This window comes from Rhodococcus sp. Eu-32 (assembly GCF_003336925.1).
Classification (GTDB): Bacteria; Actinomycetota; Actinomycetes; order Mycobacteriales; family Mycobacteriaceae; genus Rhodococcoides; species Rhodococcoides kyotonensis_B.
On record NZ_QGNK01000034.1, the window covers coordinates 1 to 25,107 of the forward strand.

The window sequence follows — 25,107 nt, forward strand, 5'->3', positions numbered from 1 at the left end:
ATTCACCCGAGGAACTGCGCCGCGTCACCCTGGAATTGAACGAGCGCCCCAGGGCGACGCTAGGCTACAGACCACCGTTGGAAAAGTTCGCAGAGCTCATTGGTGCAGCGACAGCTTGAAACCGCCCCGAGTGAGCGAGGGACGCCCTCGCTGGTGTTCGGGCGTTCGGCGCCCACCGGACCGGATGACGCATTCGGTCACTCGGAGTGAGCACGGGACGCCCTCGGTCCGTCTCACCCCTCCCCCGCACCCCTACCCCGGCCGCATAGTGTCATCCCATGCACGCGACGCGAGTGACCGTACTGGGCAGCATCAACATGGACCTGACTGCGGTTACCGACCACCTCCCCGCGCCGGGCGAGACGGTTCTCGGCGACGCGTTCGCGACCGCGCAGGGCGGCAAGGGCGCGAATCAAGCGATCGCTGCGGCCCGCTCCGGCTCCGAGACCACATTCCTCGGCGCGGTCGGCGACGACGCGTTCGCGACCGACCTCGCCGCGCGGCTGCGCGATGCATCCGTCGACGCGTCCCTGTTGCGCCGCACCGACGGGCCGAGCGGCATCGCCGTCATCACGGTCGATACGACGGGCGAGAACTCGATCGTCGTCGTTCCCGGGGCCAACGCGCTCGTCACCGATCTGACCGGCGAGGAACTCGACGTCATTGCCGAATCCGATGTTCTGTTGTGCCAGTTCGAGATTCCGCTGTCCACGGTCACGGCGGCAGCCCAACACGCGCGACGGAACGGAACTCTCGTCGTACTGAATCCCTCTCCCGTGCACGCCGCACCGGACGAGCTTCTCGATGCGGTCGACGTGTTGGTCCTCAACGAGGCCGAGGCCGCGGCACTCGGCACCGACCTGCTGGGACGCGTCACGCATGTCGTGACGACCCTCGGCGCGTCCGGCGCGCGTTACTCCGGGCCTGCAGGCGAATTCGCCGTCCCCGCACCCGTCGTCGACGCGATCGACACCACCGGCGCAGGCGACGCGTTCACCGGTGCACTGGTGGCCGAGTGGCCGAAAGGGCCGGAGTCCGCGGTCCGATGGGCCTGTGCAGCAGGCGCATTCGCGGCGACCCGACGCGGCGCGGGAGCGTCGTCGGGCACACGGGCCCAGATCGAGTCCGAACTCGCATGACACTCTCCCCACGCGTCCCGGATCTCACGGCGCTCGACGTCATGGTGTCGGTCGCTCGGCTGGGCAGCATGAGCGCCGCAGGGCGCGAACACGGCATGAGTCAGCAGGCGGTCAGTGCGAGAATCCGTGCAGCCGAACGCGATATCGGGTTGCGCGTCTTCCATCGCACGACGAGCGGAGTGGAACTCACTCCCGAAGGCGTTGCCGTGTTGGAGTGGGCCGAGAGCGTCCTGACCGCGGCCGACACGTTCGCGACGGGCGTTCAGTCCCTGCTGCAGGAAGACCGGGCACACCTGACAGTGGCGGCGAGCATGACGGTCGCCGAGCATCTGGTGCCGGGATGGGTCGTCATGATGCGCTCGCGCTACCCCGACGTCACCACCCAGGTGCGGCTGATGAACTCGACCGAGGTGGCGCAGCACGTCCTCGACGGGCGGGCGGATCTGGGATTCGTCGAGGGCCCCGATGTTCCGTCCGGGCTCGGCGTGCGCGTGGTGGCGGCCGACGAACTGGTCGTCGTCACCGGGGCCGGCCATCCGTGGGCGCGTCGCGGATCGGTCACCGTCGACGAATTGGCCGCGACACCGTTGGTTCAGCGCGAGCCTGGTTCCGGAACGCGCACGACCTACGAGAACACCGTGCACCCGTCGGCGCAGCCGCTGCTCGAGCTGAATTCGGTGACCGCGATCAAGTCGGCGGTGGCAACGGCGCACGCGCCTGGCGTTCTGTCGTCACTCGCGGTCGACACCGATATTCGGGACGGTCGGCTGATCCGCGTGGTCGTCGACGGCCTCAGCATGCCGCGTCAGCTCCGCGCGATCTGGAACCGACAGGAACCTTTGCGTGGGCCACGACGGGATTTCCTCGACATCGCGGCAGGCAGCTGAGTCACGCTGCGATGGCCACTCCGACCGCGCAGGCGCCGACCGACAGGACCAGCGTCGAGACCGCGTTGGCCAGCGCCGACAGACGTCTGCCCTGCTGCATCAGCCGCACGGTCTCGACACTGGCAGTACTGAAGGTCGTGTAGCCGCCACAGAAGCCGGTGCCGACGACGGTTTGCAGATCGCTCGACGCGCCGTCGAACAGGACCAGTCCGGCGACGAATCCGAGCAGCAGCGATCCGGAGATGTTGATGGCCACCGTCGCCCACGGAAAAGCGCTGTGCAGCTTCGTCCTGACGACGGAGTCGAGCGCGAATCGGGCGACGGCACCGAGCGCCCCGGCGATGGCGAGAGCGAGGACGATCACTGTGTTCCCCTGTTCCGACGCGACGCCACCGCGATGCCCGCCCACGCCGCGAGTGCACCGAGCACGACGCTGACGACGCCGTACAGCACCGCCGTCACCGCGTGACCGTCGCGCGTCGAGATCACGGCTTCGAGCGCGAGTGTGCTGTACGTGGTGAAGGCACCACAGAATCCCGTGCCGGCGAGCAACCGAAGTTGTTGCCGCACACCGGTGTCAGGCCCCCGCCGGGCCAACGCCTCCAGCAACGAGCCGAGCACGAACGCCCCGACGACGTTGATCGCGAACGTCGCGACAGGCCAGTCCGGCGTGCGGTGCGGAATCGCCGTCTCGATCGCGTGACGAGTCAGGGTGCCGACCACACCGCCGGCGAACACCGACAGCAACGCCAGCGGTTGCCGGTGCAGAGGTCGGAGCGAGGCCGTCGTCGCGGTGATGCGACCCGCGTCCGGATCCGTCGCCAACTCGTCGTGTGGGTCACCGTGCGCGGACTCCGCCGAGTCGTCACCCTGTGTCGACATGCCACCTCCTCCGGCAGGAGCCTAGCCCCGGCTCCGCACCGGACTCTGTCGGACGCGTGCGGCACCATGGGGCCATGACCACATCGGAAGCACCCACGACCGATCTTCGCGACGACGCCGAACGTCTCCTCGGCGAGTTGGCCGGGCCCGGCGCTCGGCTGCGCGAGGATCAGTGGACCGCCATCGAGGCACTGGTCGTGGGCCGACGGCGCGCTCTGGTGGTGCAGCGCACCGGGTGGGGAAAGTCGGCGGTCTACTTCATCGCCGCCAAGCTGCTGCGCGAGCAGGGCCTCGGCCCGACCGTCATCGTGTCTCCTCTGCTGGCGTTGATGCGCAACCAGGTCGCCTCGGCCGAACGTGCAGGGGTGCGCGCGGCCACGATCAACTCGGGCAACATGACCGAGTGGGAGGACGTGCACGCAGACGTCGCGGCCGGCCGTCTCGACGTCCTGCTCGTCAGCCCCGAGCGGCTCAACAATCCGGACTTTCGGGACCAGGTGTTGCCGTCGCTCGCCGCGGACGCAGGTCTCGTCGTCGTCGACGAGGCGCACTGTGTGTCCGACTGGGGTCACGACTTCCGTCCCGACTATCGACGCATTCGTACCCTCATCTCCGAATTGCGCGACGGCATTCCGGTGCTCGCCACCACAGCGACGGCCAACGACCGCGTCGTCGCCGACGTCGCGGCACAGCTCGGCGTCGGCGGAAGTGACACCGTCGTTCTGCGCGGTGGGCTCGAGCGTGAATCGCTGCACCTGTCGGTGGTGCAGATCGAGAACACCACCGAACGCGCCGCGTGGCTCGCATCCCGTTTGGCCGAACTCCCCGGGTCCGGCATCGTGTACACACTGACCGTGTCCGCCGCCCACGATCTCGCGAGCCTGCTGTCCGACCAAGGTCTGGCGGTCGCTGCGTACACGGGCCAGACCGATCCGACCGAACGCGAATCGCTCGAGGCAGACCTGCTGAACAACGAGGTCAAGGCGTTGATCGCGACGTCTGCGCTCGGCATGGGCTTCGACAAACCGGATCTGGGCTTCGTGGTCCACATGGGCGCTCCGTCGTCGCCCATCTCCTACTACCAGCAGGTGGGCCGTGCCGGGCGTGCCACCGAGCGCGCCGAGGTCATCCTGCTTCCCGGGCACGAGGACCGGCAGATCTGGAGTTACTTCGCGTCGGTCGCGTTCCCCCGGGAGCACGTCGTGCGGCAGGTGATCGAGGTGCTCGACGAGGTGAAGCCGCAGTCGACTCCGGCGCTCGAGCCGCTCGTCGACCTGAACCGGAGCCGTCTCGAGATGGTACTGAAGGTGCTCGACGTCGACGGCGCCGTCCAGCGCGTACGGGGCGGCTGGATCGCCACCGGACAACCGTGGGTGTATGACGCGTCGCGCTACGAACGGCTGGAGCAGGCAAGGGACTCCGAGCAGCAGGCGATGATCGACTACCAGCGCACAGACGGGTGCCGCATGGAATTCCTACGGCGACAGCTCGACGACCCGGAACTCGCGGAGGGTGCCGACCCCTGTGGCCGCTGTGACAACTGCACAGGGCAGTCTTACTCGGTGCAGGTCGACGCAGCCGCACTCGAATCGACCAGGGCCCGCCTGGACCGACCGGGCGTGGATCTACCGCCACGGAAGCAGTGGCCGAGCGGAATGAAGAAGCTCGGCGTGTCACTGTCCGGCAAGATCACCGACGGCCCGCGACCCGGCCGCATCCTGGGTAGGCTCATCGACCTGGGCTGGGGCGCCAGGCTGCGTCAGCTGCTCGACGGCCCCGACGGTCCTGCGCCTGCGGCATTGCTCGACGGCTGTATCAGCGTCCTCGCGAACTGGGACTGGGAGACCAGGCCCACCTCCGTCATCGCCCTCGAGTCCGACACACACCCGCAGCTCGTTCGATCCGTGTCGAGCGAGCTCGCACGTATCGGCAGGCTCGACGACCTGGGCATCCTCGCCCCTCGGCCGGACCACCCACCCGTGTCGGCCGCCAATTCGGCATTCCGCGTCGCCGGGCTGATCGATTCGTGGGACGTACCGGACCTGACCAGCACCGATGGCCCGGTTCTGCTGGTGGACCTGCTGACCGACAGCGGCTGGACCTTCACGTGCGCGTCGGTCGCGCTCCGCCAGGCCGGAGCAGACGCTGTCCTACCGTTCGCTCTCGCGACTCCCAAGTAGCCCGGCCTCCGCCTCCGAGGCAACTCTCGCTCGACTGCAGGAACGCTAAGCCCACCCTGTGCATCGACGTTTTTCGACTCCAAGCATCGTCGCTGTCTCGCTCGGGCGTTACGTCGAATCCCACGAACGTGACCAGCCTCACATTCACCCTCTTACCTGGGAAAGCGACAAGGTTTATCGAACCAATTTCCGGGGGTACATGAAATGCCATGGTCACCTTGTTACGTTGGTATTTCCTATGAAGCCCGCACAGCTGAGAGCGACCCCAATCACTGCGCCGGACGCAGTGACGTTTCGTAGTCCACAGGTTTCCGACGGAGTCCGGCTCTGGGAAATCGCGAGAGATTCGCGCGTACTCGACCTCAATTCGAGCTACGCATACGTATTGTGGTGCAGAGATTTCGCTGCGACATCCGTCGTTTCCGACGTCGATGGTCGCGCCGTAGGGTTCGTCACCGGTTACATCCGACAGGACTCCCCCACAACGTTTTTCGTGTGGCAGGTGGCAGTCGATGCGGATCAGCGGGGCAAGGGACTTGCCGGCCGCATGCTGAACGAACTTCTCGATCGTCTTGCGCCGCAGGGCATCACTCATCTCGAAACGACGATCAGCCCCGACAACGAGGCGTCGATCGCGTTGTTCACCGCCCTCGCTCGAACACGGGGCACGGACATCACCAAGTCAGACCTGTTCGCGCCGAACGATTTCCCTGATAGCCACGAGGCCGAGGAGCTCTACACCGTAGGCCCCGCCACCGTGCGCACACACGAAAGGAACAAGCAGAACATGACCGAGTCGACCATCACCGAGAAGCCCGACGTCTTCGAGACCGTCGAGTCCGGAGTTCGGAGCTACAGCCGTCAGTGGCCTGCTGTGTTCAAGACTGCGAAGAACTCGACTCTCGTGGACGAGAACGGCCGTGAGTACCTCGACTTCTTCGGCGGCGCAGGCGCTTTGAACTACGGTCACAACAACGACATTCTCAAGGGTGCACTCGTCGACTACATCCAGAGCGACGGCATCACCCACGGTCTCGACATGTCCACCGTCGCGAAGCGTGAGTTCCTCGAGTCGTTCAAGAAGAACATCCTCGATCCGCGCGGCCTCGACTACAAGGTGCAATTCCCCGGTCCCACAGGCGCCAACACGGTCGAGGCAGCCCTCAAGCTCGCCCGCAAGGTCACCGGACGCGAAGCAATCATCAACTTCACCAACGCTTTCCATGGCATGACACTCGGCGCGCTGTCGGTCACCGGCAACTCGATGAAGCGAGCCGGCGCCGGAATTCCGCTGGTGCACACGACTCCCATGCCGTACGACAACTACTTCGGCGGCGTCACCGAGGACTTCCAGTGGTTCGAGCGCGTGCTCGACGACTCGGGCAGTGGAATCAACCGCCCGGCTGCAGTCATCGTCGAGACCATCCAGGGCGAGGGCGGCATCAACGTTGCCCGTCCGGAGTGGTTGCGCGCCTTGGCCGAACTGTGCTCGCGTCGCGACATCCTGCTGATCGTCGACGACGTGCAGATGGGTTGTGGCCGCACCGGCCAGTTCTTCTCGTTCGAGGAAGCAGGCATCGTTCCGGACATCGTCACGCTGTCGAAGTCGGTCGGTGGTTACGGAATGCCGATGGCGCTCACGCTGTTCAAGCCGGAGCTCGACGTGTGGGCACCGGGTGAGCACAACGGAACGTTCCGAGGATTCAACCCCTCGTTCGTCACGTCGAAGGTCGCCATCGAGACGTACTGGTCCGACGACACGTTCGAGAAGGAGATTCTCGCGAAGGGCGCTCACATTCAGGATCGCTTCATCAAGCTGTGCGCGAAGTTCAGCTGCGTGTCCACTCGTGGCCGCGGAATGGTGCAGGCACTCGCATTCGAGGAGCCGGAGCAGGCCACCAAGGTCGCCCAGCTCTGCTACGACGAGGGACTTCTCGTCGAGACCGCAGGTCCGTCCGACGAGGTCGTCAAGCTGCTTCCGCCGCTGACCACGACACTCGAAGAACTCGATCGCGGACTCGACATCATCGAAAGCGCGACCGCAAAAGTGTGCTCCTGAGCCACTTTCCGCGTAACGCACTCACTCGACCGAAGGGAGATCATCCATGATCGTTCGTACTACCCAGGACATCACCGGCACCGATCGCGAAATCAAGAGTGAAGACGGCCAGTGGGTCAGCAAGCGCATCATCCTCGGCGGCGACAAGGTGGGATTCTCGTTCCACGAGACCACCATCAAGGCCGGGACGGTGAACAACTTTCACTATGCCAACCATGTCGAGGCCGTCTGGCTCATCGAAGGTGAGGGCACTCTGACCGACCGTGAAACCGGTGAGACGTACGAGCTGGGCCCGGGTTCGATGTACCTGCTCAACGGCCACGAGCGCCACACGGTGGAGCCGCGGACCCAGATGCGCATGATGTGCGTGTTCAACCCGCCCGTCGTCGGCAACGAGACGCACGACGAGAACGGCGTATACCCGCTCGTCGAGGTCCCTGCATAAGACAGCGGTATTCTTCGCCCGAAACATCTCCGACGCCCCGTCCGACCGCGTGAGCCGGTCGCACGGGGCGTCGGCGTATCCGCGCCTCGACCTAGGTGCGCGGCTGCCGGGCGCTACCCTGGATGGGGTGTCGGCCCCTGGAACTCACAGCATCGTCGCCGGGACGGACTTCGACGCGATCGTCGAGGTACTGTCCGGCAAGTCCATCGCCGTCGTCACCGGCGCCGGTATGTCGACCGACTCGGGAATCCCCGACTACCGAGGACCGGACTCACCTCCACGGAATCCGATGACGTATCAGCAGTTCATCGGCGACGACGAGTTCCGCCGACACTACTGGGCACGTAACCACGTCGGCTGGCGTCACATGGACGCAGCACGCCCGAACCTCGGACACCGCAGTCTCGCCGCGCTGGAGCGTCGCGGCGTGGTGTCGGGGATCATCACGCAGAACGTCGACATGCTGCACACCAAGGCGGGAAGCCGACGCGTCGTCGACCTCCACGGTGTCTACGCACGTGTCCGGTGTCTGAGCTGCGGACGGCTCATCTCGCGATTCACACTCGCGCAGCGCCTCGATGAGCTGAACCCCGGATTCCTGGAAAGCGTGGCGCCTGCGGAAGGCGTCGAGATAGCCCCGGACGCGGATGCCGTCCTCACCAGCACGGCCCATTTCCGCATGGTCGACTGCGCGTACTGCGGCGGGGTCCTCAAGCCCGACATCGTCTACTTCGGCGAGAGCGTGCCCAAGCCGAGGGTGGCCGAGGCCTTCGACCTGGTCGATCGCAGCGACGCGGTCCTCGTCCTCGGATCGTCGTTGACGGTCATGTCGGGACTCAGGTTCGTCCGTCGTGCCGCCAAGGCCGGAATTCCCATCGTGATCGTCAACCGAGGGCCGACACGAGGCGACGAGTTCGCGACCGTCACCTCACATGCGGGAACCTCGGAGACGGTCACCGCGCTCCTCGACGCGCTACCGTCGCCGTAGCAGCCATCAGACGACGGGCGGCGCCGGTTCGTCGTCGTCGATCTCGATGCGTCCCGGCAACAGCGTGAACGCGGCGACGGCTCCGAGGAACGCACTTGCTGCGGCCGCGATCGACGCCACGTGCATGCCGTGGACGAATGCCGACTTGGACTCCGCGACGAACGAGGTGATCTCGACTTCCGCCTTCTGCTTCTGCTCTGCTCGGACGTTCTCCGGCACCTGGGTCGCCTGGGGCAGAGAACCACGGGTCTGCAGAGCCGACGCTGCCCTACCCGCGAATTCCAGTGCACCGCCGATGGATTCACTGGCGTCGGACGTCACGAGCGGCGACACCTGCGCATCGGACGGCAATTGCGACACCACGGCCGCAGGTCGATCGAGATTCGTGGCGAGGGTCGCGGGAGCGTCGGCTCCGAGGTCGCCGCGAAACGCGACGGCCAGCAACGACCCGAGTATCGCCACGCCCAGCGCACCGGCCACCTGCCGGACGGTGTTGTTGACGGCCGCCCCTGCGCCCGCTTTCTCACGGGGCACCGCACCCATGATCGCGTTCGTGGCGGGTGTCATCGTCAGACCCATGCCCGTACCGAGAACGAACATCTGTGCCTCGACGATCCACTGCGGTGTCGTCTCCCCCACCAGCGCGTAGGACAGCATCGCGAGCGAGAACAGCACCAGTCCGCACCCGGCCACATAGCGAGCACCGAACCGGTCGGACAACCGAGCCGCCTGGCTTGCCGAGATCATGACACCCAGCGCGACCGCGATCAACGCGACGCCGGCCGCAAGCGGGGTGTAACCGCGAATGGCCTGCAGGTAGTAGGCAAGGTAGAACGTCGCACCCATCAGCGAAAAGAACACCAGCGCAATCGATATCGTGCCCGCCGAGAACTGACGGTTCCGAAACAGAGTGACGTCGATGGTCGGATGCGAACTCCGTTTCTCCAGCACGACGAACAACGCCAGCAACACGACACCCAGTACGATCGCGCCGAGCGAACGCCATTGCACCCAGTCGTTCGTGTTGCCGCCCTCGATGATGCCGAACACCAGCACGACAAGCGCGACGATCGACAGCACGACTCCGAACGGATCGATCCTGCCGGGGTGTGGATCCTTCGACTCCGGTACGAGCACGAAGATCAGTGCGACACCGACGATCACGATCGGGACGTTGATCAGGAACACCGAACCCCACCAGAAGAATTCGAGCAATGCTCCACCGGTGATGGGCCCCAACGCAATTGCGATTCCCGACGCGGCCGCCCAGATTCCGATCGCTCTCGGCCTCTCGTCGGGTTCGAACACATTCTGAATGATCGACAGCGTCTGCGGCTGGACGGCGGCAGCACCGATGCCCATCAGCGCCCGGTACACGATGAGTTCGGTCGACGTATCCGCCGTCGAACACAGGGCCGACGTCACCCCGAACGCCACCATGCCGACGATCAACGTGCGCTTGCGTCCGATGCGATCACCCGTGACACCCCACAGGATCAGCAGGCCCGCGAACACGACGGCGTAGCTGTCGACGGCCCACTGCATTGCACTCTGTGAGGCGTCGAGATCGGCTTGAATCGTCTTCAGCGCGACGTTCAGGATCGTGTTGTCGAGGATGACCACCAGCAGACAGATGACCATCACGGCGAGAATCAGCCACCGCCGTCGGAACAGGGCGTCGTCCCGCGTGGAATTTCTCGATGCGTCTCGATCCGTGTCCGTACGAGCCATGCCGTCCGCTCCCGCCGTCGATGCGTGTGTTCATCGAACTGCGAAATCTGCCGGCAAGCAACATGTGCGACCCCGATCGGACCGCTTTGTCCGGTTCAGGCAGGAACCAGATCGTCGGCATGTACGACGGGACGATGCAGCTCCGGCGACAGCTCGCTCGTCGACTTGCCGAGCATCCCGGTCAACTCGGACGCGTCGAATGCCACGACCCCGCGGGCGACGAGTTGCCCGTCGGGACCACGCAGCGACACGACGTCGCCACCGTAGAACTGACCCGACAGGCCGGTGATGCCCGCCGACAGCAACGACCGACGCTTCTCGACGACGGCGCGCACCGCCCCGGCATCCAGATGGATGTCACCGGAGACGTCGGCGGCATGTCGCACCCAGAACCGGCGCGCCGACAGACGCGTCGGGCGTGCCGCGAATGCCGTTCCGACACTGGCGTCGGTCAGCGCTGCCTCGGCGTCCGCCGCTGCCGCGAGCAACACCGGAACGCCTGCGTCGGCGGCGAGGCGCGCTGCGGACAATTTCGACGCCATTCCGCCGGTCCCCAGTGCACCGCCGGATCCGGCGACGACGCCGTCGAGGTCTTCGGGGCTTTCGACCTCGGGGATGAGCGTCGCGTGCCCTTTGCGTGGGTCGCCGTCGTACAGACCCGAAACGTCGGACAGCAGAACGAGAGCGTCGGCTCCGACGAGATGCGCAACCAGCGCAGCGAGCCGGTCGTTGTCACCGAAGCGAATCTCGGCCGTCGCGACCGTGTCGTTCTCGTTGACGATCGCCACTGCACCCAGCGAACGCAGTCGATCCAGCGTGCGTTGCGCGTTACGGTGATTGGTCCGCCGCGCGATGTCCTCGGCGGTCAGCAGCACCTGTCCGACGGTGCGTCCGTATCGGGCGAACGACGTGCCCCACGCATGCGCGAGTGCAAGCTGTCCGACGCTCGCCGCTGCCTGCTTCGTCGCGAGATCCTGTGGGCGCTTGGTCAATCCGAGTGGCGCGATGCCCGCACCGATAGCACCGGACGACACGACGACGACATCCGTGCCGCCCCGCATGCGCGCTTCGACGGCGTCGGCAAGGCGATCCAGTCGCCCCGTGTCCAACCCACCGACGAGCGACGTCAGTGCCGACGAACCGATCTTGACGACGATTCTCTTGGCGTCCGCGACGCGTGCCCTCGTGGTCGAGGTGAGCACTTCGGAATCGGATTCAGCCGTCACAGGCCCTCACTCGTCGGTGTCGAGACCGCGACGGACTCGACGTGCGTGCTTGCGCTCGTCGGCGCCGATACGTTCGACTTGGTCCAGACGCGCATCCGTGCCTCGTCCGGTTCTCGTGACGTCGACGCCTGCCGGGGTCTGCGGTTCCCAGTCGAAGCTGACGTCGGCAATGGTGACCGACGCTCCCGGTTCGGCACCCATCTTGATGAGCGTGTCCTCGACACCGAGTCGAGCGAGCCGGTCCGCGAGGTAGCCGACGGCTTCGTCGTTGCTGAACTGCGTCTGTGCGACCCATCGCTCGGGACGCGTGCCGAGCACGATGAAGCCACCGGGCACGTCGGGATCCTTGACCACCTGGAAGCCTTCTTCGTCGCGCGCGACAGGCCGGATGACGGCGCGCCTCGGTGCAGCAGGCGGGTGCGCGACGCGGTACTCCTCCACCATCTTCGCGAGCGCGAAGATCAACGGCTTCAAGCCTTCTCGGCTGACGGCCGAGATGGTGAACACGGGCCAACCGCGGGCTTCGAACTCGGGCGTGACCATCTCGGCGAGTTCGGCAGCCTCGGGCACGTCGGCCTTGTTGAGCACGACGATGCGCGGCCTGTCCGCTAGATCACCCAGACTCGCGTCGCCGGACAGCGCAGGCTTGTACGCCGCGAGTTCGGCTTCGAGGGCGTCGACGTCGGAAATCGGGTCACGGCCGGGATCGAGTGTCGCGCAATCGACGACGTGGGCGAGCACGGCACACCGTTCGAGGTGCCGCAGAAATTCGAGACCGAGGCCGCGACCGTCGCTGGCGCCGGGAATCAGACCGGGAACGTCTGCGACGGTGAAGGTCGTCTCACCACTGGAGACCACGCCCAAGTTCGGAACGAGCGTCGTGAACGGGTAGTCCGCGATCTTCGGCTTCGCCGCAGACAGCACCGACACGAGCGACGACTTACCGGCCGACGGGAATCCGACGAGGCCGACGTCGGCGACCGACTTCAGCTCGAGAACGAGATCGCGTTCGACACCCTCTTCACCGAGGAGCGCGAAGCCAGGTGCTTTGCGGGCCTTCGACGCCAGAGCCGCGTTGCCGAGACCTCCGCGACCGCCGCTGGCCGCGTCGAAACGCGTTCCTTCTCCGACCATGTCGGCGAGGATCTTGCCGTCGCGATCGAGGACGACGGTGCCGTCCGGCACCTTCAGAATCAGGTCTTCGCCGTCGGAACCCTGCCGGTTGGCACCCATGCCCTGGGTTCCGTTGGTGGCTTTGGCATGCGAATGGAAATGGAAGTCGAGCAGCGTGTGCACACCGCGATCGACGACGAACACGACGTTGCCGCCGCGTCCGCCGTTGCCGCCGTCGGGGCCGCCGAGCGGCTTGAACTTCTCACGGTGGACGGACGCACAGCCGTTGCCGCCTTTGCCGGCGGTGACGTGGAGCACCACGCGGTCGATGAATCGCGACATGACTGCCCTCGATCCTTCCCCGGCCTCGTCGGCCGAAATTTTCGATGCCCACAAACACGATAAGGGCGGACCGGGTTCTTTCGACCCTGGTCCGCCCTTATCGAAGTGCTGGGCGCGTCGGATGGGCCCCGAGGGGCGCTACCGACGCAGATGATGCAGCGGAGACTCAGGCCTCGACTGCAACCGGAACGATGTTCACGGTCTTGCGTCCACGCTTGGCGCCGAACTCGACGGAGCCTGCAGCCAGAGCGAACAGGGTGTCGTCGCCGCCACGGCCGACGTTGACGCCGGGGTGGAAGTGTGTGCCGCGCTGACGAACCAGGATCTCGCCTGCGCTGACCGTCTGGCCGCCGAAACGCTTGACGCCGAGGCGCTGAGCATTCGAATCGCGACCGTTACGGGAGCTGGATGCACCCTTCTTGTGTGCCATGTTGCATACCCTCCTCGGGTGATGTGCTCGTGAAGAACGCCGACTGTCAAGTATGCCAGCGCGGAAGAACTGGCTACTTGATGCCGGTGACCTTGAGGACGGTCAGCTTCTGCCTGTGTCCCTGACGCTTGTGGTAACCGGTCTTGTTCTTGAACTTGTGGATGCGGATCTTCGGGCCCTTGGTGTGCTCGACGACCTCACCGGTGACCGAGATCTCGGCCAGCTTGTCGGCGTCGGTGGTCAGGTCGGATCCGTCGACGACGAGGACCGGAGCAAGCGAGACAGCAGTGCCGGGCGCTCCCTCGATCTTCTCGACCTTGACGAGGTCACCAACAGCGACCTTGTACTGCTTTCCGCCGGTCTTGACGATCGCGTACGTTGCCATCGGAGGGCTACCCCTTGCTTCTTCGAACTTGCTCGCGCTACCGCAGGGCAACACGACTGGTCTGGGTCTTGCTTGTTTTTCTGCTTCCTGGGTTGCCCGCACAGGCCATTCCCGTTCCGAAAGGACCGGGATCGAGGCACAGCAGAACAGTGTCACCAGGAGCGACTTATCAAGGTTACGGCAGATGGGCAGTCATGGTCAAACCGCCCATCCGCCGACCTCGACGGCTCATCGTTATTCGTCGGCCGGCGGGCCTGCCGGGCGAGCTGCTGCTCGTCGGCGAGGCTTCCGTACGGGCAGGTCGGCAGCCGAATCCGAGTTCGACGCCGTGCTCGGACCCGATGTCGTGTGCACCGGTTCGGGAGCCACCATGTCCGTCGGGGACTGCGTGGCGGGAATCACGAACACGGTTCCGGCATCGGGTGCCTCTGTCGTCGGCGCAGCGGCCTTACGGGCCACTCTCCTGGCCCGGCGCGGCGTGACGATCGCCTGTTCTTCGACAGGTTCCTCGACCACGGGCTGTGCGACGGCCGACTCCTCGGCTGCTGCCTGTCCGTCCGATCCGGTCGTCGACACGCCGTCGCTCGTCTCCGTGATCTCGGGCTGCTCGGCTACCTCGGACTTCTCCGTGATCTCGGGCTTCTCGGCTGCCTCGGACTTCTCCGTGACCTCGACCTCGGCGGGAGTCGTCTCGACCGACTCTCCCTGCACCGCAGCGACATCGGTCGCGTCGATGATCTCGGGCGCGGCGTCCGACGCGTCCTGTGCCTTGTCGACCACGTCGGCAGGCGTCACGTCGGCGACGACCTCGTCGTGATGCGCGGCCATGGCCAACGCGACCGGGTGCGCACGCTTCACCGACGGGTCGACGGTGTGCTCGTGCTGGGGCTGCTCCGACGCGTTCTGCGCCTGGTTGTTGTCGGACTTGTCCCGACCACGACGCTTACGGCCGGAGCCGCCTTCGCCGCGCGACGAGTTGGAACGCGAGTCGTTCTCGGTGGCCTTGGCCTCGACCGGGAACGGGTGCACGACGATGCCGCGTCCCTGGCAGTGTTCACACGTCGTCGAGAACGCCTCGACCAGGCCCGTTCCGAGCTTCTTGCGCGTCATCTGAACGAGGCCGAGCGACGTCACCTCGGACACCTGATGCCGTGTCCGGTCGCGTCCGAGTGCCTCGGTGAGACGCCGGAGCACGAGATCACGGTTCGATTCGAGAACCATGTCGATGAAGTCGACGACGATCATGCCGCCGATGTCGCGCAGACGCATCTGGCGGACGACCTCTTCGGCAGCCTCCAGATTGTTCCTGGTCACCGTCTCTTCGAGGTTGCCGCCGGCACCGGTGAACTTGCCGGTGTTGACGTCGACGACGGTCATCGCCTCGGTGCGGTCGATGACGAGCGTTCCGCCCGACGGCAGCCACACCTTGCGATCGAGTGCCTTGGCAAGCTGTTCGTCGATGCGGTGTGCCTCGAACACGTCCGGCTGACCGGGTTCGGCGACGTGCCGCTGAAGCTTCGGCAACATGTCGGCGGCCACGGTCTCGATGTACGACGACGTCGTCTGCCACGCCTTGTCGCCCTCGATGACGAGCTTGACGAAATCCTCGTTGAACAGGTCACGGATGACCTTGACGAGCAGATCGGGCTCTTCGTAGAGAGTCTGCGGCTGTGTCCCCTTGCTCGACTCGGCCTTCTTCGACGCCTCTTCGATGCTGGTCCACTGGGCCTGCAGACGCGTCACGTCGCGTGCCAGTTCTTCCTCGCTGACGCCCTCGGCGGCAGTACGGATGATGACGCCTGCCTCGGGCGGCACGATCTCGCGGAGAATCTCCTTGAGACGCTTGCGCTCGGTGTCGGGCAGCTTGCGGCTGATTCCGGTGGAACTGCCACCCGGCACGTACACCAGGTAGCGGCCGGCCAACGACAACTGCGTCGTCAGACGCGCACCCTTGTGTCCGACCGGGTCCTTGCTGACCTGGACGAGCACCTGATCGCCCGGCTTCAGCGCCTGCTCGATCTTGCGCGAATTGCCACCGAGACCTGCTGCATCCCAGTTGACCTCACCGGCGTACAGAACACCGTTGCGGCCACGGCCGATGTCGATGAACGCGGCCTCCATGCTCGGAAGCACGTTCTGAACGCGGCCCAAGTAGACGTTGCCGACCATCGAGGCCGACGCACTGCTGGTCACGAAGTGCTCCACGAGGACGCCGTCCTCGAGCACCGCGACCTGGGTGGTGACGCCGTGGTCGGGGAACGCCTTCTCCCGAACGACCATGACGCGGTCGACCGACTCACGACGAGCGAGGAACTCCGACTCCGTCAGGATCGGCGGCCTGCGGCGACCCGCGTCGCGACCGTCGCGACGACGCTGACGCTTGGCCTCGAGACGCGTCGACCCGGTGATGCCCTGGACTTCGTCCTTGCTGCGCGACTTGTTGCGCGGCTCACGCTCGTGCACGACGGTGTTCGGCGGATCGTCGTCGGCCGACGTCGGCTCCGACGAATCCCCGGAACTGCGGCGACGACGCCTCCGGCGACGGCGACGGCTCGATCCGTCCGAGGACTCGTCCTCGTCGTGCTCCGACGACTCCTCCGCGGAGTCCGACTCCTCGTCCGCGTCGTCGGACTCGGTCGACTCGTCCTGCTCGGCCGTCTCGCTCTTGTCTCCCGAACGCGAGCGACGACGACGCGTGCGACGCTCTCCTGCCGGCTTGTCCTCGCCGTCGGTCTCGTCCGACGCGGCCTCGTCGACGTCCGACCGATCGTCGGCGGACTTGTCTTCCGTGCTGCTGTCGGTGCCGGACCCCGACTCGTCGTCGGACTGCGATTCCGACTCGTCACCCGTGCAGTCGGACTGTTCCCCGCGGCCGCGGCCGCGACCGCGACGTCCGCGCCGCCTGCGACGCGGCTGCGACTGCTCGTCGTCGTCCTCGCTGCGGTCGGTGTCGGTGTCGGTTCGAGAAGACTCGGTATCCGTGTCGGCTGCAGCGTCGGCCTCGGCGGGAACAGAGGGGTCTTCGACCGGGGTCGTCGCCTCGGCGGTCTCGGGGTTGTCGGTCTCCGGCGTGGACGTCGAGTCCTCGGCGGGTCCGGCCGCCTTACGGCTGCGACGACGCTTCGGCGGCGCCTCGACGGGCGCCTCCGGCTGCAGGAACAGCGGGGTTCCGAACTGCGGACGTGACGCGGGCGCAACCTCGGGCCGCGTCGCGGCACCGAAGACGTCACCTGCGGATTCCTCGGCCGCGGGCTCGTCGGCTGCGGGCTCGGTGGTAGCGGGCTCGGTGGTAGCGGGCTCGGTGCCGAGCTGCGGCTCCTCGACGACCGGTTCCACCTCGACTACCGGTTCCACCTCGACGGGGGCGGGTTCACCGGTCAGCGGTTCGGTGACGCTGGGTTCCGCTGCGATGGGTTCTGCGGCAGCCTGCTCCACAGGTGCAGCTTCCGGTGCCGTGAACGCGGTATGCACCGTCGTCGCTGCATCGCGGCCGAGACTCGACTGCGCGCTACGGGCCTCGATACCGAGTTCGCCCAGCTTCGCGAGCACCTGCTTGCTGGTGACGCCGATGATCTTGGCCAGAGCGTGAACGCGCAGCCGATCCGGGAAGGTCGGGGTTTCGCCGGCCGACGACGACGCGTCACCTGCTGAACTTCCCGAGTTCGAGTTCTGTACATCTTCGGGCGGGGCTTGATCGGCCACGTAATCTCCTCGGGCCCCCGGGCGCGTCCACCTGCGTTACTGGTGGGTGTGACGCGGCCACGCGGGGGCAATCCATGTGTACCGACGCCGGGCGTGGCGTCGGTTGTTCGGTCTCGCTCCGCGTCTGGTGCGCTGTCACCGTCGGTGACCGGTGCGCCGGGCGCGGGGCCTGGCTGGTTGGCTCTGGCGCCTGCGAGCCCGAGCGCCGGATCATCAAGCATGCGGTCGGCGTGAGAAGAATTCACGCGTCGCGCAGCGATGACGGGCATCGAACCCCAGGTGTCATCCGGTTGCTACCACGCGAGCGCCACTGCGGTGTCGTCCACTGCGGTGCCGCCCTGGGTCGAGCGTAAAGCGTGTTGGTGCGGTGTAGATGTGTCTTCGTGAAGCCTGTGTTGTGAAAGCAACCATCACGAGTATCCCATACCGAACGAAGTGAACCCGCCACGCCGCTCCGATCACTGGATCGGCGGCGTGGCGGGCGCGCTGGGACGACGACTCGATCGTCGGTGCGACTCGGTCAGGAAAGCTCGGGGAACCACAGCGCGATCTCGCGTTCGGCCGACTCCACCGAGTCGGATCCGTGCACGAGATTCTGCTGGCCGTCGAGAGCGAGGTCGCCACGAATGGTTCCGGGAACGGCCTTCTCGACCGGGTCGGTACCGCCTGCGATCTGGCGGAACGCAGCGATGGCCCGCGGACCTTCGAGCACAGCCGCGACGACCGGTCCGGATGTGATGAAGTCGAGGAGCGCCGGGAAGAACGGCTTGCCCTCGTGTTCGGCATAGTGGGCACCGGCCAGCTCGAGCGTCACAGGCTTGAGCTCGAGTGCTGCGATGCTCAGTCCCTTCTTCTCCACGCGGCCGAGAATTTCCCCTACGTAGCGGCGGGCGACTCCGTCGGGCTTGATCAGTACAAGGGTGCGTTCGGTCACGACTGACGACAGTAGTGGACGAAAGCCTGGCCGATTCGGTCAGTCCCTCTGTCCGTAGAGCATGCCGCGTTCGATCCGACGGGTGATGTCGCGGCGGAGGTAGATCAGATAAGCCCAGACCGCACCGAAGACGACACCGACGATGCCGATCGACAGGTGGATGAACACCCCGGCCAGGACGAGCGCCTGAAGGATCAGGTTGATCTGCATCGCCTGCGGACGCCCCTGCACTCCTGGCGCAAGCATCAACAGAATCGCGACCCCGACGATGTACGTCGTCGAGAACCAGCTCAGCCCGCCGCCGACCGTCGCGACGACGGGCAGCGCCAGCAGCACGACGATGGCTTCGAGAATCAGGGTGCCCGAGCACACACCGCGGAATCCCTTCCACGGGTCGTTCGCCGGCGGCTTGAACTGTGCAGGTTCCGTGCCGTCGCTCATATCGGTTCCTTTCCGAACAATGTCCTGGCCGCCCCCGCGGTCACGACCGAGCCGGTCACCACCACACCGGCACCGGACACGGATTCACCCGGGTCGGCCACCTCCTCGGCGAGACCGATCGCGGTTTCCAACGCGTCGGGCAGCGTGGGTGCGACGACGACGCGCTCGTCACCGAACTTCGCGACGGCGATGTTCGCGAGGTCGTCGACGTCCATCGCCCGAGGAGAGCCGTTGTGGGTCACGACGATCTCGTCGAAGACGGGCTCGAGCACCGTCAGCATCTGCTCGACGTCCTTGTCCCCCATCACGCTGACGACGCCGACCAACTTGCGGAAGTCGAATTCCGCGGACAACGCCTGCACGAGGGCGCGTGCCCCGTGCGGGTTGTGTGCAGCATCGAGAAAGACGGTCGGCGCGTTCCTGACTCGTTCCAGCCGGCCGGGATTGACGATCGACGCGAACGCAGCGCGGACGATGTCCTCGTCGAGTTGACGATCCGCGCCGGCCCCGAAGAACGCCTCGACCGCGGCGAGCGCGAGCGACGCGTTGTGCGCCTGATGCTCGCCGTGCAGCGGGAGGAATATGTCGGTGTAGACCCCGCCGAGCCCCTGCAGTTCGAGCTGCTGACCGCCGATCGCGATACGTCGGCCGAGCACACGGAACTCGCTCCCTGCCCTCGCCACAGCCGCGTCGGCCTCGACGGCAGCACGTAACAACACGTCGGCCACCTCCGGCTTCTGCTCGGCGATGATCGCGACGGTGTCTCGTGGTACGAGCCGCTCGGGAGCCTTCTTGATGATCCCGGCCTTCTCTCGTGCGATCCCGGCGAGATCGCTGCCGAGAAATTCGACGTGATCGATATCGATGGGCGTGATGACGGCGATCTCACCGTCGACGACGTTGGTCGCGTCCCACCGTCCTCCGAGTCCGACCTCGATCACACCGACCTCGACGGGGGCTTCGGCGAACGCCGCGAACGCCATGGCCGTCGTCACCTCGAACTTGCTCATCCGTGGCCCGCCCGCAGCCTGGGACTGGGTGTCGATCATCTCGACGAACGGCGCGATCTCGTTGTACGTGTCGACGTACAGCCGCGGCGAGATCGGCTTGCCGTCGATGCTGATCCGCTCCGTCGCGAGCTGCAGGTGCGGGCTGGTGGTCCGGCCGGTGCGTCGGTGGAAGTGCGTCAGCAACGCGTCGATCATGCGGGTCACCGACGTCTTGCCGTTGGTTCCGGCGACGTGGATCGACGGGTACGCCTTCTGCGGCGAGCCGAGAAGATCCATCAACGCTGCGATGCGAGCGGTGCTGGGCTCGATCTTCGTCTCGGGCCAACGCTTGTCGAGCTCGGCCTCCACGAGGGCCAGCTCGGCCATGTCGACCGGGCTGGGCTCCCCTCGCGTGGAATCGTTTCGCGGCGAGCCGGATTCGCTCACTTAGCTTCCCATCGCTTCGAGACGGGTGTTGATTCGTGCGATCTCCTCGGTGGCGATCTGCTGACGCGTACGAATCTTGTCGACGACGGCGTCGGGCGCCTTGGCCAGGAAGGCCTCGTTTCCGAGTTTGGCCGTCGTCTGGGCCAATTCCTTCTCCGCGGCGGCCAGATCCTTGACCAACCGAGCACGCTCGGCGACGAGGTCGACGGTCCCCGACGTGTCGAGTTCGACGACGACCGTCGCCTTCGACAGGCGCACCTCGACCGATGCCGTGGCGGTGAACTCCGCGTCCGGCTCGGTGAGTTTCGCTTGTGCACGGGTGGCCGCCACCTGATCGATCAGGTCTGCCTCGTCGATGCCGACGAGTTTCGCGGCAACCTTCTGCGACGGCTTCAACCCCTGGTCGCTGCGGAACCGTCGCACTTCGGTGATGAGTTTCTGCATGTCCGAGATACGCTGTGCCGCAGTCTCGTCCGCGGTGACGCCGGTAGGCTTCGGCCACGACGCGACGACGACGGACTCGCCGCCGGTCAGCACCTTCCACAGCGTTTCCGTGACGAACGGGATCACCGGGTGCAGCAGACGCAGCAGCGCGTCGAGGACGTTGCCGAGCACTGCGCGGGTGTGTTCGCCGTGGCTGTCGTCGCCGAACTGGACCTTGGCGATCTCGAGGTACCAGTCGCAGACCTCGTCCCACGCGAAGTGATAGAGCGCTTCGCACGCCTTGCTGAACTCGTAGCGTTCGAACGCTGCGTCGACCTCGGCACGAACCTGCTCGAGCCGGTCGAGAATCCAGCGGTCGGCATCGGTGAGCTCGGAGCGGTCCGGAAGTGCCGCGGGCGCAGCACCGTTCATCAATGCGAACTTGGTCGCGTTGAACAGTTTGTTCGCGAAGTTGCGCGAGGACTGCGCGTGATCCTCGCCGACCGACAGGTCCGCGCCGGGATTGGCGCCGCGAGCGAGGGTGAACCGCAGCGCGTCTGCGCCGAAGCGATCGACCCAGTCGAGCGGATCGATACCGTTGCCACGGGACTTGGACATCTTCTTGCCGAACTGATCTCGCACGAGGCCGTGCAGGAAGATGTCCTGGAACGGCACCGTGCCGCCGTTCGGACCTGCGGTCACCGACGCGTCCTGCGACACGTAGGTGCCGAACATCATCATGCGCGCGACCCAGAAGAACAGGATGTCGTAGCCGGTGACCAGCACCGACGTCGGGTAGAACGTCGCGAGGTCGTCGGTCGCATCGGGCCAGCCCATCGTCGAGAACGGCCACAGGCCGGACGAGAACCAGGTGTCGAGAACGTCGGGATCCTGCTCCCACCCCTCGGGGGCCGTCTCGTCGGGGCCGAGGCAGACGGTCTCACCGTTCGGGCCGTACCAGATCGGAATGCGGTGACCCCACCACAGCTGGCGCGAGATGCACCAGTCGTGCATGTTGTCGATCCACGCGAACCAGCGAGGCTCCTGGCTTGCCGGGTGAATCACGGTGTCCCCGTTGCGCACTGCGTCACCGGCAGCCTTGGCCAGTCCGTCGACCTTGACCCACCACTGCAGCGACAGCCGCGGTTCGATCGATTCGCCACTGCGTTCGGAGTGACCGACGCTGTGCAGATACGGCCGCTTCTCCGCGACGACGCGTCCCTGCGCGGCGAGCGCCTCGCGAACCTTGACACGAGCCTCGAAACGGTCGAGACCGTCGAATTCCGTACCGGTGTCGGCGATTCGGCCCGCCTTGTCCATGATGGTCGGCATCGGCAGGTCGTGTCGCAGACCCATCTCGAAGTCGTTGGGGTCGTGCGCAGGCGTGATCTTGACTGCGCCGGTGCCGAATTCGGGATCGACGTAGTCGTCGGCGATGATCGGGATCTGCCGACCGGTGAACGGGTGCTCGAGCGTGGTGCCGATGAGGTGCTGGTAGCGCTCGTCGTCCGGATGGACGGCGACGGCGGTGTCACCCAGCATCGTCTCGACACGGGTGGTCGCGACGATCACGTGGGGCTCGTCGTCGTTCAGCGAGCCGTACCGCAGCGAGACCAGTTCGCCTTCGACGTCCTCGAACTTGACCTCGATGTCGGAGATCGCCGTCTGCAGCACCGGAGACCAGTTGACGAGACGCTCGGCGCGGTAGATGAGACCGTCGTCGTACATGCGCTTGAAGATCGTCTGGACAGCGCGCGACAACCCGTCGTCCATCGTGAAGCGTTCGCGACTCCAATCGACGCCGTCGCCGATTCGACGCATCTGCCCACCGATGGTGCCACCGGACTCACGCTTCCAGTCCCACACCTTGTCGACGAAGAGTTCGCGGCCGAAGTCTTCCTTGGTCTTGCCGTCGGCGGCCAGTTGCTTCTCGACGACGGTCTGCGTCGCGATGCCCGCGTGGTCCATGCCGGGCAGCCACAGCACCTCGAAGCCCAGCATTCGCTTGCGACGGCTCAGCGCGTCCATCAGTGTGTGGTCCAGCGCGTGGCCCATGTGCAGGCTGCCGGTGACATTGGGCGGCGGCAGCACGATCGAGTACGGAGGCTTCCCACTGGTCGGGTCGGCCGCGAAGTAACCGGCATCCACCCAGCCCTGATACAGCTCAGCCTCTACCTCACCCGGGTTCCAACTCTTGGGCAGCACGTCACTCGGGTCGTTTCGCGGAGTACGCTCCTGCGGCTCTGCCGGGTTTTCTGGGCGCTCTGATGCTGAACTGGTCACCCGACGATTCTAGTAGTCGCGCCGAGCGCCCCCCGCTCGCCCTTCATCCCAACGATTCGGGCAACGCCACCGTCTCTCCCAGCACATGCTCGGCGAGGAACGAGAAGACCACCTGGTACCAGATCGTGGCGTGCTGGGGTGCGAGCACCCAGTGATTCTCCGACGGAAAGTACAGCAACCGGTGGTCCGTCCTGCCCTCGTCGTCGGCAGGCAATCCCGATTCGCTGAGGAGCTCGTACCAGAGCCGCAACCCCTCGCCGATCGGTACGCGATAGTCCTTGTCACCGTGGATGACCAACATCGGAGTCGAGATGTCCGCGACGTACAGATGCGGCGAGTTCTCCACCGCCATCTCCGGCGACATCTCGCGCTGCCAGTAGTACGCGACGTCCGTGGTCGGCCCGAATTGATCGAGCGCCCACAAGCTCGCATGCGTGACGATGCCGTCGAAACGATCGGTGTGGCCCGCGATCCAGTTGGCCATGTAACCGCCGAACGAGCCGCCCATCGCGGCCGTGCGAGTCTCGTCGATGTCCGAGCGCGCGACAGCCGCGTCGGTGACGGCCATCAGGTCGGTGAACGGTTCGCGGCCCCAGCGTCCCCACCCTCGCTGGACGAAATCCTGACCGTAGCCCGTCGAGAGCGCCGGGTCGGGTAGCAGCACGGCGTATCCCTTGGCGACCAGCAGCCACGGGTTCCAGCGCCAGGACCAGGTGTTCCACGATCCGAGCGGTCCACCGTGGATCCAGAGCAGCAGCGGCGCCTTCGCACGGTCCGACGCGTCGGGCGGCAGCGCGAGCCACGCACGCACCCGTGTGCCGTCCTCCGTACGCGTCTCGATCTCGGTCAGAATGCCGGGCACGTCGGGCAGCGACACCGCCTGCAACGGCCGTAGCTCCCCGGTCGACAGAGTTATCCGGACGGGATGCGGCGGCTGCGTGTACGACGCCTCGAGCGCGAACACCGACCCGTCGGTGGTCGTCTGCACGTGCGTGTAGGCGGAATCGGTGTCGGTCAGCCTGGTCACCGATCCGTGCCGGACCACGAAGATCGGGGCACGGCCGTCGTCGTCGGCGACGACGAGTACACCGCTACCGTCGCGCAGCCACACCGGATCTCGCGGCCACCGATCCCACCCGGGCGCGAGATCCGAGATCACTCCGCCGTCGAAGTCGTACTGCTGCAGCGTCGTTCGCGGTGCTTCCTCGGGGGTCGTCACCGTCTCGCGCACGAACACGACACTCGACCCGTCCGGGGAGATCGCGGGCGAGCCGACATCGGCGTCCGCGTCGTCGACGATGACGGTGCGCTCCCCCGACGCCACGTCGATCCGGACGAGGACAGTGCGTGCCACCGCGAGCGCGCCGGGCACCGTCCACGTCGTCACCACGAAGGTGCCGTCGGGACTGACGTCGTACGACGCCTCCTGCAGAGCGTGACCGGCGTTCGCGGTGATGCGGCGCATCCCGCCGTCCACCGAGCCGGCGAAAAGATGCGGGGTGGCCGGGCCGAGATCGTGGTCCCAGTACCGCACGGGATAGCCCGAATGCAGGATCGCGTCGACCTTGCCGTCCTTGCGCAGAGTGCGTAGACGCTCGTCCTCGTCGTCGGTGGTCGCCGACGGAAGCACGTTCGACGACGCCACGATCCGCCCGGCCGCCAGGCGCAACCCGGAGAAGCCTGCGCCGCGCTCGGCGACGACCTGTGCCTCACCACCGCGCGCGGGCAGGGACCAGATCGCCGAGGACTTCTCGTCCTTGGACGCGTGACGCAGGAAGAAGAGATCGCCCGACTCGGCGAACGCCGGGCCGCTCTCGCCTGCCTCGCCGAACGTCAACCGGCGCGCCTCGGACTGCCCGGACGGGTCGACGTCCCACAGCGCACCGACGTAAGACGCTGCCCCCGAATCGAGTTGGGACACTGCGACGACGACGCGCGATCCGTCCTCCGTCACCGCCAAGTCGGTCACGCGCGGCTCAGCCACGTATTGGGCGAGATCGTCGAAGATGCCGTCTGACACTGGTACGCGCTCCTGAAGGGTCGAACTTCGATTACGGCCGAACCGATCCTACGACGACCTT

General features: G+C 66.2%; 19 protein-coding genes. 6 read left to right on the top strand and 13 right to left on the bottom strand.

What is annotated here, in order from left to right:
- The first annotated feature begins 278 nt into the window (after nucleotides 1-278).
- Nucleotides 279-1,139: a ribokinase gene (locus DK926_RS25305; protein WP_114332694.1), complete on the top strand. Its 861-nt coding sequence runs from the start codon at nucleotides 279-281 to the stop codon at nucleotides 1,137-1,139.
- Entirely contained in the window at nucleotides 1,136-2,026 is an 891-nt protein-coding gene (locus DK926_RS25310; protein ID WP_114332695.1) for a LysR family transcriptional regulator, read from the top strand. The genes DK926_RS25305 and DK926_RS25310 overlap by 4 nt, the downstream gene beginning before the upstream one ends.
- Nucleotide 2,027: 1 nt before the next feature.
- Here the strand turns inward: DK926_RS25310 and crcB are convergent, their stop codons facing one another.
- Together crcB and DK926_RS25320 are read right to left on the bottom strand one after the other, a co-directional pair.
- Nucleotides 2,028-2,390 (bottom strand): fluoride efflux transporter CrcB, encoded by a 363-nt coding sequence (crcB, locus tag DK926_RS25315; RefSeq protein WP_114332696.1) that lies wholly within the window; start codon nucleotides 2,388-2,390, stop codon nucleotides 2,028-2,030.
- On the bottom strand, nucleotides 2,387-2,908 hold the full coding sequence (locus DK926_RS25320; RefSeq protein ID WP_114332697.1) for a CrcB family protein: 522 nt from the start codon (nucleotides 2,906-2,908) through the stop codon (nucleotides 2,387-2,389). Before DK926_RS25320 ends, crcB begins: the two co-directional genes overlap by 4 nt.
- A 74-nt stretch (nucleotides 2,909-2,982) precedes the next feature.
- Between DK926_RS25320 and DK926_RS25325 the strand changes: the two genes are divergently transcribed.
- From DK926_RS25325 to DK926_RS25340, 4 genes are all read left to right on the top strand, one after another.
- Complete coding sequence (locus DK926_RS25325) at nucleotides 2,983-5,088, top strand: RecQ family ATP-dependent DNA helicase (protein WP_114332698.1); 2,106 nt, start codon at nucleotides 2,983-2,985, stop codon at nucleotides 5,086-5,088.
- Between the two features lie 238 nt (nucleotides 5,089-5,326).
- On the top strand, nucleotides 5,327-7,147 hold the full coding sequence (ectB, locus tag DK926_RS25330) for a diaminobutyrate--2-oxoglutarate transaminase (protein WP_084423644.1): 1,821 nt from the start codon (nucleotides 5,327-5,329) through the stop codon (nucleotides 7,145-7,147).
- A 46-nt stretch (nucleotides 7,148-7,193) separates the two neighbouring features.
- Nucleotides 7,194-7,592, top strand: coding sequence for an ectoine synthase (locus DK926_RS25335; protein ID WP_068423739.1), 399 nt, complete (start codon nucleotides 7,194-7,196; stop codon nucleotides 7,590-7,592).
- A 127-nt stretch (nucleotides 7,593-7,719) separates the two neighbouring features.
- Entirely contained in the window at nucleotides 7,720-8,580 is an 861-nt protein-coding gene (locus DK926_RS25340; RefSeq protein ID WP_243637020.1) for a Sir2 family NAD-dependent protein deacetylase, read from the top strand.
- Nucleotides 8,581-8,586: 6 nt separating this feature from the next.
- Here the strand turns inward: DK926_RS25340 and DK926_RS25345 are convergent, their stop codons facing one another.
- The 11 genes from DK926_RS25345 to DK926_RS25395 all read right to left on the bottom strand — a co-directional run bounded on the left by DK926_RS25345 (nucleotide 8,587) and on the right by DK926_RS25395 (nucleotide 25,046).
- On the bottom strand, nucleotides 8,587-10,311 hold the full coding sequence (locus DK926_RS25345) for an MFS transporter (protein ID WP_114332699.1): 1,725 nt from the start codon (nucleotides 10,309-10,311) through the stop codon (nucleotides 8,587-8,589).
- Between the two features lie 95 nt (nucleotides 10,312-10,406).
- Entirely contained in the window at nucleotides 10,407-11,513 is a 1,107-nt protein-coding gene (gene proB / locus DK926_RS25350; protein ID WP_243637022.1) for a glutamate 5-kinase, read from the bottom strand.
- 30 nt (nucleotides 11,514-11,543) lie between these two features.
- Nucleotides 11,544-12,992 carry a GTPase ObgE gene (gene obgE / locus DK926_RS25355; protein WP_068423849.1) on the bottom strand — a complete coding sequence of 483 codons (1,449 nt, stop codon included), beginning with the start codon at nucleotides 12,990-12,992 and terminating at the stop codon, nucleotides 11,544-11,546.
- Between the two features lie 166 nt (nucleotides 12,993-13,158).
- Nucleotides 13,159-13,422: a 50S ribosomal protein L27 gene (gene rpmA, locus DK926_RS25360; protein ID WP_068423743.1), complete on the bottom strand. Its 264-nt coding sequence runs from the start codon at nucleotides 13,420-13,422 to the stop codon at nucleotides 13,159-13,161.
- A 73-nt stretch (nucleotides 13,423-13,495) separates the two neighbouring features.
- Complete coding sequence (rplU, locus tag DK926_RS25365) at nucleotides 13,496-13,807, bottom strand: 50S ribosomal protein L21 (RefSeq protein ID WP_068423745.1); 312 nt, start codon at nucleotides 13,805-13,807, stop codon at nucleotides 13,496-13,498.
- A 234-nt stretch (nucleotides 13,808-14,041) separates the two neighbouring features.
- Nucleotides 14,042-17,509 carry a translation initiation factor IF-2 N-terminal domain-containing protein gene (locus DK926_RS25370; protein WP_114332701.1) on the bottom strand — a complete coding sequence of 1,156 codons (3,468 nt, stop codon included), beginning with the start codon at nucleotides 17,507-17,509 and terminating at the stop codon, nucleotides 14,042-14,044.
- 520 nt (nucleotides 17,510-18,029) lie between these two features.
- Nucleotides 18,030-18,443: a nucleoside-diphosphate kinase gene (gene ndk / locus DK926_RS25375; RefSeq protein WP_114332702.1), complete on the bottom strand. Its 414-nt coding sequence runs from the start codon at nucleotides 18,441-18,443 to the stop codon at nucleotides 18,030-18,032.
- 39 nt (nucleotides 18,444-18,482) lie between these two features.
- Entirely contained in the window at nucleotides 18,483-18,884 is a 402-nt protein-coding gene (locus DK926_RS25380; protein WP_114332703.1) for a DUF4233 domain-containing protein, read from the bottom strand.
- The gene (locus tag DK926_RS25385) at nucleotides 18,881-20,260 is read right to left on the bottom strand and encodes a folylpolyglutamate synthase/dihydrofolate synthase family protein (protein WP_114332713.1); all 1,380 of its coding nucleotides are present in this window, start codon (nucleotides 20,258-20,260) and stop codon (nucleotides 18,881-18,883) included. Before DK926_RS25385 ends, DK926_RS25380 begins: the two co-directional genes overlap by 4 nt.
- Before the next feature lie 60 nt (nucleotides 20,261-20,320).
- A complete protein-coding gene (locus tag DK926_RS25390; protein ID WP_114332704.1) occupies nucleotides 20,321-22,948 on the bottom strand; it encodes a valine--tRNA ligase in 2,628 nt (875 codons plus the stop codon).
- A gap of 121 nt (nucleotides 22,949-23,069) precedes the next feature.
- On the bottom strand, nucleotides 23,070-25,046 hold the full coding sequence (locus DK926_RS25395; RefSeq protein WP_114332705.1) for an alpha/beta fold hydrolase: 1,977 nt from the start codon (nucleotides 25,044-25,046) through the stop codon (nucleotides 23,070-23,072).
- Between the last annotated feature and the right edge of the window lie 61 nt (nucleotides 25,047-25,107).

Excerpts from the sequence above, each read along its gene's own strand:
- DK926_RS25325 (WP_114332698.1), top strand. The coding sequence starts at position 2,983 with ATGACCACATCGGAAGCACCCACGACCGATCTTCGCGACGACGCCGAA.
- ectB (WP_084423644.1), top strand. The coding sequence starts at position 5,327 with ATGAAGCCCGCACAGCTGAGAGCGACCCCAATCACTGCGCCGGACGCA.
- rpmA (WP_068423743.1), bottom strand. The coding sequence starts at position 13,422 with ATGGCACACAAGAAGGGTGCATCCAGCTCCCGTAACGGTCGCGATTCG.
- DK926_RS25380 (WP_114332703.1), bottom strand. The coding sequence starts at position 18,884 with ATGAGCGACGGCACGGAACCTGCACAGTTCAAGCCGCCGGCGAACGAC.
- DK926_RS25345 (WP_114332699.1), bottom strand. The coding sequence starts at position 10,311 with ATGGCTCGTACGGACACGGATCGAGACGCATCGAGAAATTCCACGCGG.
- DK926_RS25310 (WP_114332695.1), top strand. The coding sequence starts at position 1,136 with ATGACACTCTCCCCACGCGTCCCGGATCTCACGGCGCTCGACGTCATG.
- DK926_RS25385 (WP_114332713.1), bottom strand. The coding sequence starts at position 20,260 with ATGGCCGAGCTGGCCCTCGTGGAGGCCGAGCTCGACAAGCGTTGGCCC.
- DK926_RS25305 (WP_114332694.1), top strand. The coding sequence starts at position 279 with ATGCACGCGACGCGAGTGACCGTACTGGGCAGCATCAACATGGACCTG.
- rplU (WP_068423745.1), bottom strand. The coding sequence starts at position 13,807 with ATGGCAACGTACGCGATCGTCAAGACCGGCGGAAAGCAGTACAAGGTC.
- DK926_RS25320 (WP_114332697.1), bottom strand. The coding sequence starts at position 2,908 with ATGTCGACACAGGGTGACGACTCGGCGGAGTCCGCGCACGGTGACCCA.
- obgE (WP_068423849.1), bottom strand. The coding sequence starts at position 12,992 with ATGTCGCGATTCATCGACCGCGTGGTGCTCCACGTCACCGCCGGCAAA.
- DK926_RS25335 (WP_068423739.1), top strand. The coding sequence starts at position 7,194 with ATGATCGTTCGTACTACCCAGGACATCACCGGCACCGATCGCGAAATC.